The sequence below is a fragment of the Rhodococcus sp. MS16 genome, from assembly GCF_013277795.1.
In the GTDB taxonomy this organism is placed as follows: Bacteria; Actinomycetota; Actinomycetes; order Mycobacteriales; family Mycobacteriaceae; genus Rhodococcus_F; species Rhodococcus_F globerula.
In genome coordinates, this window is the sequence record NZ_VBTM01000031.1 from 1 (window position 1) to 9,534 (window position 9,534).

Consider the following 9,534-nt stretch of genomic DNA (forward strand, 5'->3'; position numbering starts at 1 on the left):
CACCCCGCAGCCAACGCGGGAACCAGCTTGCCGAGCGCCAGGTGGAACGGGTAGTTCCACGGCGTAATCGCCGCGACGACACCGGCACCCTCACGCCGCACGATGCGGTGCGCCTTCTCGTCACCGGCAACCGGGGTAATGACCCGCTCGAACTCGAACGTATCGAGGAGACCGATGTAATGGCTCATCAAATCGATCGAGCGGTCCAACCCGACGTCGTAGGTCAAGGCAACCGGTAGGCCGGCTTCGGCGACGATGACCGGTCGCAACTCTTCGGCGTTCTTGCGCAGAGCGGACTGCAACTGCACCAGGCACCGCTGACGGAACTCGGTGTCTGTCGACCACGTCGTGGTGTCGAAAGCCCGCCGCGCAGCCAGGATCGCCCGTTCGACATCGGCCACACCGGCATTCGGCGAAACACCGATGACTTCTTCGTTCGCCGGGTTGACATTCTCGTAGGTGCGGCCCCCCGTCGCGGCGACCAGCGCACCGTCGATCAACATGCGGTACTCGGAATTACTCATTTGTCACTTTCTCTCAGTCCACACCCGTTGTCGGCGTTCTCTACATCCGCTAACCGAATTCGAGTCCGGCGATTAATCGCAGTGCGACAGAAGCTCTGTTTCATCTATTCGATATTCGACGCCCCCGAGGGCAACAAACACATATCGCTATCGACCCACGACTCGTACCGGCGGGGGGAGGGATCAGTTTCGGTTGCACTTCACTGATTGTCCAGCGCGACGAGAAAAGTCGAATCATGTTGCGAATTATCGGCATATCCGGTGTCGACTCCACCTAACCGACGAACTCCGTCTGACAATTGATCCCGGTGTTGCCGGTGCGCTGGATCCGAACAGCGCGTATTGCAAGGTGCCTGCGGCGCCACCGGACCTCTATGGACTCAGTCAGGTCTCTTGCTGGAGGCACCGCAGGCATCAGGGCTTCGACTCAGGGAGAGATTCCGCCCTCATCACGTTGACGAACCTCGAGCCGTCGCCCAACTCCCGCGACCGGTCATCGGGACATGCCGGTCATGAAAATTACGCTCCTACAGTGGCATCCGGACGCATGTGCGCGGTGGGTACGACACTGGTGTCCCAATCCGGAACGCGACTGCGCAGCGCCCCGACTGTGGCCTGCTCTCGCGAAATATGAGCGAACGGATCGTACTGGAAGTGCTTCATCGCGTTGAGGTGGGTGATCTTGTTGATCGTCTCATCGGAGATTCTGTTCATGTAGCGCATTGCTCCCTCTGGGGAGTTGGGCCACATCGTGTCGGAGTGCGGGTAGTCGCATTCCCAGGTGACATTGTCGATGTTGAGTCGATGCAGGTTGTCGACGCCGACCTCGTCGTCGATGAAACAGGTGATGACGTTCGAGTTGAACAGTTCCGAAGGCAGACGGCCACCGAGATCCATACCCGACCAGTGCTGAGTGTGGTTGTACAGGTAGTCCAAACGCTCCAGGAAGTATGGAACCCAACCGATTCCACCTTCCGATAGTGCGACGCGCAGTCGGGGGAACTTGATGAACAGTTTGCTCCATACAAGATCCGCGGCAGCTTCGAACGAGCCGATGGGCGACAGCGAGTAGATCAGCTCTACAGGTGCGTCCGGGGACGTCGTCGGCGCCTTCGAGTTGGAGCCGATGTGCATGCACACAACGGTTCCTTCTTCCTCACACGCACGCCAGAACGGATCCCAGTGATCCTGGTAAATGCTCGGCAGACCCAAGTCGTAAGGATTGGAAGTGAAAGTAACTGCGTGGCAGCCCTTCTTCGCTACTCGGCGAATCTCTTCGGCTGCCAATACCGGATCCCAGAGAATCGGAATGGCCAGCGGAATGAACCGGCCTGGGTAGGTACCAGCCCACTCGTCGATATGCCAGTCGTTGTAGGCGCGGACCATGGCGGCGGACTGATCACGATCGCCGTTTTCCAAGAAGAGTGCACCGGAAAAACGGACGAACGAGGGGAAGCACATCGAACCCAGCATGCCGTTGACATCCATGTCCTTGACACGCGCGTGGATGTCGTAGACGCCCGGTCGCATTTCCTCCCGACACACGGGGTCCATGCCCCACTCGGACTTCGGTCGGCCCACAACCGCCTGTACAGCGGGGTTCAACACGACGGCGTCCCCGTACACCCACGCCATTGTCCCGTCTTCGCGAGTGATGAAGCGGGGTGCCGCATCGGCGTACTTCTTCGGAAGCCGACCTTCAAATAGGTGGGTCGGCTCGATCACATGATCGTCCGTGCTTACAAGAATCAAGTCTTCAGTCCTCATCGGACACCTCTCCGTAAACCATTCGGATGACTCGCAACATGGGAAGTAGAGCATTTCCTCCACACACGCTTACGTGGAGAACCTTTCACAAGCCGTACGACCAGCTGGTATGTGTTAAATTAATCACTAGAGCTCAGTTTGTCAATGATCCACGGGGCATCCCCTTCCTTCGACGAAACTCCAGCGTCGTCGCCCCGAGATCTACGGCGTCGTCACGCCAGGTCCGCAGCCAGATCTACTTGTGCTCAGTCGATCTCTGCCTGACCGCTGGAAAAAATGCGATGACGGAATCGATATCGTTGCTGGACCCAGCCCTGCATGCAGGCCGGCACTGAACTAAACAAGGGCGAACAGTCGAGATAGACCTCCATACTCCGTCTACAGCAGATAGCCGGCATCACGTTCGAGGTTTTGCCAGGGCGGACCGGAGCACCCTCGGGGCATGCTCCCGGACGACGATCTCCCTGGCCGAAGGAAGAATCCGCACGGGATCTTTGCGACCACCGATGTCGCACAGGAAGTTTCGTCAAAGGCTGTACCGTTGAGCGGAATCGTCAAGACCTATTTGCGCGCGACCCACATAGCATCCATCAGCATGGCAAAAAGAATCGATAATCTCGAGGATCTGTCGGCCTTCAAACTCTCCGAGGACGACCGCGAGAAGTTGTTCGACTTGCAGCACGAGTGCACCGTCAGCTGGACGAACAAGGACGGATGGCCGGTGTCCATGCCACATTCATTTGTGCGATCGGAGGGTAAGTTCTGGGTCCACACCACGACTAACCGCAAGCGAGTGCAGGCATTGCGCGCACGTCCCGAGAGTTGTGTCGTGGTCTCGAGCCTGGGCACCGGAATGACCGGCGCCATGGTCACCTCCAAGACGATCGCGACAGTTCACGACGGAGATCGCGATCTGGTGCGTTGGCTTCTGCCGTTGTTCCTGAAGCGAGTCGGAATGGGCGCCGACGAAGAAGCAATGAACCAGCAGTTGTCGCTGCTCGACACGCCGAACCGCGTAGTGGTCGAGTTCGACCCGGTCCAGTTCTTTACCTATAACTCGCAGGCACTGCGCCAGGCCGTAGCGTCCAGCGGCTACGACCGATGGTCCCAGAAATGAATCTGGTTACTTAAGGCAGGTTGACCCCGAATCACGGTCATTCGATGTTGCACGGGAGCCAAGAGAATGACACCGATCAGCCGAGCATTTGAAGTTCAATCATGCCGAGATCGACTGATCAGCAGTAACTCCTGAACATCAACGGATAGCGACCCACACCGTGACCTGTTGCCATCCTCGCGCTCCCGGAAATGTTCTGTGCCAGTCCGATATCGCCCCGTACCAACAATTCGGCTTGCCCCTCGGCGAAATCGCTGCTGCACAACCGATACCGGTGAAACATGTGAGTTCACTCGTGTGGAGTGAGTGCGACAGCAACCTTGCGATCCCTGCCCCGGCTACCTCGATATCGATCGACCGACAGAACGAAATCTTTTGCAAGAGAGTCGAATTGAAGTTGCGCAGGCCACTTTGGAGACATACTGTGCGTGATGGCACTCTGCCACATTTCACGACCGAGGAGCGAAATGACCATCGAGATTCCCGAAGCGCCGATCCCCGACGCCCCCAACGGCCATAGATACGAAGGGAAGGTTGTGTTCATCACCGGAGCGGCCCGAGGACAAGGACGCGCTGAAGCAGTCCGCTTCGCAGCCGAAGGCGCAGATATCATCGCTCTCGACATCTGCGAAGACCTCCCGACTGCTGAATACCCCGGCCCGACAACCGAAGATCTCGACGAAACCGCACGACTGGTGGAAAAGCACGGCCGACGCGTCGTCACCAGCGTCACAGACGTCAAAGACTTCAGCGCTCTCAAAGCCGCGGTCGAAAACGGGGTTGATCAGCTCGGCAGACTTGACGTTGTAGTCGCCAATGCAGGCATGACCACCGCTTCGCTGTCCTGGGAAATTGATCTCGATCACTGGCACTCCACCATTGACAATAACTTGCACGGTGCCTTCTACACGGCCAAAGCCACTGTGCCGATCTTGATCGAGCAGGCAACCGGCGGCTCGATCGTCTTTACCAGCTCAGTCGCCGGCCTGAAGGGTCTTCCGTTCCTCGCAGACTACGTAGCGGCAAAGCACGGTGTAACAGGCCTCGCGAAGACGATGGCAAACGAACTTGCCAAGTACCGAATCCGGGTCAACAGCGTTCATCCGCACGGTGTCGCCACCGGGCTCACCGTCCCCGAACTGCATCAGAAGATGGAGGCGCGTCAAGACCTAGGATTGCTGTTCATGGGAAGTCTCCCCGACCCGGTTAGCGAGTCTGAAGATATAGCCGCTGCCGTAGCATGGATCGCCTCCAACGAAGCCCGTCACGTCACCGGCATTCAGCTACCCGTCGACCTCGGACGTACCAACCGCTGAGCCTTCCGAGGGACGCACCTGGCCGATTCAACGACTGCGACGGGGCGAGCGGCGACAAGTCTTGTGCATCAATTCACCACGGGGAGAGAAGTCGCTGAACTGGATTCGGCAAGGAAACAACGAGGCGCCGCCGGGGTAGATTCCCGGCGGCGCCTCACCATGACTCTTGACGACTATCCATATATCAGATGTCGATGCGGAGTCGTTCCAGGCGCAGAGATCGGATGCGCCACTGTCCATCCTGACGTTCGTAGTGCTCAACGTAATGCCCGTAGCCATTCGTGATCGTGGACCCCTGAGGAGAAACGCGCTCGAGAACGTCCGACATGGCCCAGACGCCCGTCGCAGTGTCCGGACCGGTGATCTCGATCTCCGGAGCGTGTAGGTGGTGAACAGTACGTACACCGTCCATACCGACACTGATTCCCTGCACGATTCGCGCCCGCCCTTCCCACCGTAGATCCGCTTCGGGCGCTTCGAGCGTTGCATCGTCTGTGAAGCAGTTCCCGAACTCGTCCCACCGCTTGGTGTCCAGGAATCGCGCGACGCGGGCACGCATCTGCTTGATGGACTCGACGGTCCACAACTTCTGCAGTAGGTCGTCTGTGTTCATGCGGTACTCGGTCACTGGCCCTGAATGCACTGGCGCGAACCGGTTTCCGCTGCTCGCTCAATGGCGTCGAGCAACCGGTGACGCAGAAGTCCGTGCGCGAAGTCCGGTGCCTGCTTGCTGCCCCCATTGAGGTCCAGTCGAAGGCGGTCGTAGGCGTGGGCGACAGCGTGGGCGGGTGAGCCGACCAAATCAGCGTGGTGATCGTAGCCGTCGGGAACCGGTAGTTCACTCAAAACATCGTCACCGCGCGCTCCCCGGATGGTCACCGGGTTGGCCAGAGTGCCCCCGGTCCCGTCGATCCTCAGGTGCCCCTCGGTGCCGTTGATCTCCCAGATCAATTTACTGGAGTGATCATTCATCCCTCTGAGATGGAGCGAAGCGATCGCGCCATTGGTGAGAGTTCCCGTCACGACAATCTCATCCTCTGCCGTGGCAGTGACGAACTCACCGGAATCGGTGTTGAGCACCGTGGGGCGCCGTATACCCGTAGTGGCGTTCAGGTCGGCTAAGTCGCCGACGATGTAGCTGAACGAGTCCACAAGATGGCCAAAGACGATAGACAGCAGAGTCGCACCGTTGGACTTGTCGAGCAGGTACTCGGTGCGATTCCCGACAGGCCCACCCCAGGGGCCCGCAGTTGCGATCAGGCTGGTGGAGACCAGTTCACCGACAAATCCGTCGGCGATCAGATCCTGTAGGTAGCGCACAGCCGGCGCAGCTGTTCCCTGAAAGCCGACATAGGCATGCTTGCCTTCGGCGGCACTGGCCAGTTCGGCGGCCTCAGCAACACCGTTGGCAAGGGGCCACTCGCACAGCACCGGCTTCTCGGCGGACAATGCCTCGAGGACGAGCTCACGATGGTGAGGCACCTTGACTGCCACCACCACGAGATCAACCTCGTCGCATCGTGCGAGGTCCTCGACGCTCGAAAACGCCAGCGGCACCCCGTAGGCCTCGGCTGCAGCTTGCGCTGATTCGGGGGAACTCGTTGCCAACGCGCGCACTTCGAAGCCCTCGACGGCCCGCAGCGCGGGCAGATGCGCGTATGACGCCCAGCTTCCCGTGGCGCTCAAACCAACCACACCAACTCTTACTGTCATCGTCTCTCTACCCATCTGTTCGAAGAAGCTTCCGGTTCTTGGCAGTCACACTTGCGATCTAGGGGATCTCGAAGGGAGAAGTCATTGAAAAACGCCGATCTTGTGGGCGGACTCCCCACCCACATGGAAGCGTCCGCCATCGATGCGAAGTACTGAGCCGTTGACCCAACGCGCATCGGGCCCGAGGAGATAGAGCACGGCGTTCGCAATATCGGAAGGGTCTCCGAGGCGCTGCATCGGGATGAGCCGGCTCTCCACTGCTTCGCGCTCGCCTTTCCAGATCGCACCGGCGAGATCTGTCTTGATGATGCCGGGTTCGATGGCGTTGACTGTCACGCCACGAGGTCCGAGTTCGCGTGACAGCGTGAAGGTCAAGCTCTCGAGTGCGGACTTTCCCGCAGTGTAGACACCCGCCGTCTCGTGAACGCGTTGCGCCCCAGCCGAAGAGATGTTGACGATCGACGAACCCTCGGGGAGGCCACCTGCCACGGCTGCTTGGATAATCGCCACGGCCGGCCAAGTATTGGACAGGATTGTCTTGCTGAAGGCTTCCCTTCCACAATCCAGAACCCGTCCCGAATGAGCGCTGGTCGCGGCATTGTTGACCACGAAGTCGATTCGTCCGAACTCGGATTGGCAAGCACCGATCAGCTTTTCGGGAAATTCGGGGTCAGCGAAGTCGCCTTGAACCCCGATCGCCGAGCCACCGGCATCTTCGATTTCCTTCACTGCGAGATCGAGAACCACCTGATCCCGCCCGTTGAGGACAACCGACGCACCTCGTACTGCCAATTTCCCGACCACAGCGCGTCCGATGCCGCGCGATGCCCCGGTGACAATTGCCACCTTGCCCTCGAACCAATCGTCGACGCCTTCGCTCACATGCCCCATCAGCCCCGCCAATCCGTATTTTCGATCCTGTATCGTTCGGGCGGTTTGTACGGTCCGGAAAGGTGGAGTTCCATCCCTGAGCCAAGCCGTCAGAAACACAAGTTGGTCCCGATGGGACGCTATCAAGATTTTCGACGTGCTCGATACCGAGTATTCCGTTGTGCGGAAAGAACTCCCGAGTTCAGTTGACATCTTTGACCGACACCGAGCGTCGTCACCCCTGGCCATGCGCGCACTACCACCGCACAGTCAGACCATGACGGCGATCGTGCGAAAAGTGCTTCTACGCATTACATCTTGACCGAACCTCGCCAGAACTGAGCTGACCGGTTGCTTCGTTCATGCTTCGCCGAAACGTGCCATCAGCTCGCGGCGCAGTATTTTTCCGCTGGGTAGCCGGGGCACCTCGTCGAAACTCACCGACCGCGGAGCTTTGTATCGGGCAAGACGCGCTCGACAGTATTCGATGAGCTCTTCAACCAGTGCTTCGTCGGCTACGACACCCGGCGTCACCGCGACTACTGCGTGCACCTTCTGCCCCATCTCGTCATCGGGAAGTCCGACTACGACAACATCGTCGACTGCAGGATGGAGGGCGAGTTCGTCTTCGATTTCCCGAGGATAGATGTTGACTCCGCCCGAGAGAATCAGATCGGTGCGCCGTGCAGACAAATAGAGGTATCCGTCTTCGTCGACATGCCCAAGATCGCCGAGCGTGTTCCACCCTTTGTCGTTGAAGGACTCTGCGGTCTTCACAGGATCACGGTGATACTCGAATCGGCGGATGTCGCTGAACCACACCGTTCCGATACTCCCAGCTGGTAGTTCCATCCCCTCGTCGTCACAAACATGAACCACACCGATAACAGCTCGTCCGACAGAACCCTTATGCGCCAACCAGTTCGGGGAGTCAATCATGAAGAATCCAGTGCCCTCGCTACCGCCGTAGAACTCGGTCAACTTCGGCCCGAACCAGTCGATCATTCGCTCTTTGATTTCGATGGAGCATGGAGCTGCTGCATGAACAACCAGTTCCATGCTCGAGACGTTGTATCGCAAGCGGGTGACGTCGTCGAGTTTGAGCAAGCGCACGAACATCGTGGGAACGAACTGGCCGTGGGTAATCGAGAACCTCTCGATGAGGGCCAACGCAGACTCGGCGTCGAACCGCTCCATGACAATGGCAGTCCCTCCGTTGCGCATTGTTCCCAGGCACCAACCGAGGGGTGCGGCATGGTAAAGCGGACCCGTACTGAGGTACACCGCTTCAGGTCCGAATCCGAAGGCTGAGGCCATCCTGGAATCAATCGGGAGCCCCGACCCGAAGGGCTGGTCTGTCCGTTCCGGCACAATTCCCTTGGGCCGACCCGTGGTGCCAGACGAGTAGAACATGTAATAGCCCTCGGACTCGTCCGGAATAGGCGTGACGGGCACCCCTTCTAACTCTGCTTCCAGCGAATCTCCGGCACCCGAGCCCACCACCAACCGTGACTTCAGCTGAGGTGCTGACGCTTCCGCCTTCAGCGCCAATTCACTCAGCGATTCAGAATGTACAAGTAGCCGAGCGCCACAGTCCTCGACGATATAGGCCGCTTCATCGGCGCTGAGGTGCCAATTCACCGGCGTGTACAACAACCCGGAGCGTTGCGCCGCCCATACGACAGGGAAAACTTCAATCTCGTTCTCCATGAGGATCGCGATGTGATCACCTGCGATCAGTCCTCGCAGTCGAAATAGATGCGCAATCGCATTCGACTGTTCTTCGAGTTGCCGATACGTCAGCGATTTTCCCGTTCGTCCCATGACAACGGCAAGCTTGCTCTCGTATAGCCCGGCGAGTTGCGTCAGATTCACGATTCATTCCACCTCTGAGTGCCTACAGCAGCATGAACTGCCACGTTCCGGCGATGCACGAAACCTTGCAATGAAGCGGAAAGGGACTGCTGTACAGACGATTACGTCGCACACAGAGCGCTTCCCGACTAGGTCGATATTGGTCGGCCGACCTCGCTGGTGTCAGTGCGCAGAATCTCGGCGCGGTATCCGAAACCAATGAGCGAACGCGCACCGTCGATATCGTTCTTCCGGGTATACCGACGAACAGCAAAACCTCCGGTCGGAGGCGGGGCTTCGATAAGCCACACCCCAACCGGAGGTTCCCTTCACATCACACCGAGGCGAGGACCTTCGGAGCTGTCGGTGGGTG

Annotated in this window: 8 protein-coding genes; 2 read left to right on the plus strand and 6 right to left on the minus strand. The window is 58.8% G+C overall.

What is annotated here, in order from left to right; translation table 11 throughout:
- Together FEZ60_RS32020 and FEZ60_RS32025 are read right to left on the minus strand one after the other, a co-directional pair.
- The coding region (locus FEZ60_RS32020) for an aldehyde dehydrogenase family protein (RefSeq protein ID WP_172937933.1) at positions 1-524 on the minus strand (524 nt) is incomplete at its 3' end.
- Positions 525-1,043: 519 nt separating this feature from the next.
- The gene (locus FEZ60_RS32025) at positions 1,044-2,291 is read right to left on the minus strand and encodes an amidohydrolase family protein (RefSeq protein WP_033237377.1); all 1,248 of its coding nucleotides are present in this window, start codon (positions 2,289-2,291) and stop codon (positions 1,044-1,046) included.
- 442 nt (positions 2,292-2,733) lie between these two features.
- Between FEZ60_RS32025 and FEZ60_RS32030 the strand changes: the two genes are divergently transcribed.
- Both FEZ60_RS32030 and FEZ60_RS32035 read left to right on the plus strand, forming a co-directional pair.
- Positions 2,734-3,408: a pyridoxamine 5'-phosphate oxidase family protein gene (locus tag FEZ60_RS32030; RefSeq protein WP_033237378.1), complete on the plus strand. Its 675-nt coding sequence runs from the start codon at positions 2,734-2,736 to the stop codon at positions 3,406-3,408.
- A 467-nt stretch (positions 3,409-3,875) separates the two neighbouring features.
- Positions 3,876-4,724 carry a mycofactocin-coupled SDR family oxidoreductase gene (locus FEZ60_RS32035; RefSeq protein ID WP_095887140.1) on the plus strand — a complete coding sequence of 283 codons (849 nt, stop codon included), beginning with the start codon at positions 3,876-3,878 and terminating at the stop codon, positions 4,722-4,724.
- Between the two features lie 184 nt (positions 4,725-4,908).
- On the opposite strand, the gene FEZ60_RS32040 is transcribed toward FEZ60_RS32035, so the two are convergent.
- The 4 genes from FEZ60_RS32040 to FEZ60_RS32055 form a co-directional block, all read right to left on the minus strand.
- Complete coding sequence (locus FEZ60_RS32040; protein ID WP_033237383.1) at positions 4,909-5,337, minus strand: nuclear transport factor 2 family protein; 429 nt, start codon at positions 5,335-5,337, stop codon at positions 4,909-4,911.
- Positions 5,338-5,348: 11 nt separating this feature from the next.
- Positions 5,349-6,437, minus strand: coding sequence for a Gfo/Idh/MocA family oxidoreductase (locus FEZ60_RS32045; protein WP_202026741.1), 1,089 nt, complete (start codon positions 6,435-6,437; stop codon positions 5,349-5,351).
- 81 nt (positions 6,438-6,518) lie between these two features.
- Positions 6,519-7,328, minus strand: coding sequence for a glucose 1-dehydrogenase (locus FEZ60_RS32050; protein WP_172937934.1), 810 nt, complete (start codon positions 7,326-7,328; stop codon positions 6,519-6,521).
- Between the two features lie 339 nt (positions 7,329-7,667).
- A complete protein-coding gene (locus FEZ60_RS32055) occupies positions 7,668-9,182 on the minus strand; it encodes an AMP-binding protein (protein WP_033237381.1) in 1,515 nt (504 codons plus the stop codon).
- Between the last annotated feature and the right edge of the window lie 352 nt (positions 9,183-9,534).

What these genes read in the sequence shown, in the direction of transcription:
- FEZ60_RS32025 (WP_033237377.1), bottom strand. Translation starts at nt 2,291, where the DNA reads ATGAGGACTGAAGACTTGATTCTTGTAAGCACGGACGATCATGTGATC.
- FEZ60_RS32030 (WP_033237378.1), top strand. Translation starts at nt 2,734, where the DNA reads ATGCTCCCGGACGACGATCTCCCTGGCCGAAGGAAGAATCCGCACGGG.
- FEZ60_RS32035 (WP_095887140.1), top strand. Translation starts at nt 3,876, where the DNA reads ATGACCATCGAGATTCCCGAAGCGCCGATCCCCGACGCCCCCAACGGC.
- FEZ60_RS32040 (WP_033237383.1), bottom strand. Translation starts at nt 5,337, where the DNA reads ATGAACACAGACGACCTACTGCAGAAGTTGTGGACCGTCGAGTCCATC.
- FEZ60_RS32045 (WP_202026741.1), bottom strand. Translation starts at nt 6,437, where the DNA reads ATGACAGTAAGAGTTGGTGTGGTTGGTTTGAGCGCCACGGGAAGCTGG.
- FEZ60_RS32050 (WP_172937934.1), bottom strand. Translation starts at nt 7,328, where the DNA reads ATGGGGCATGTGAGCGAAGGCGTCGACGATTGGTTCGAGGGCAAGGTG.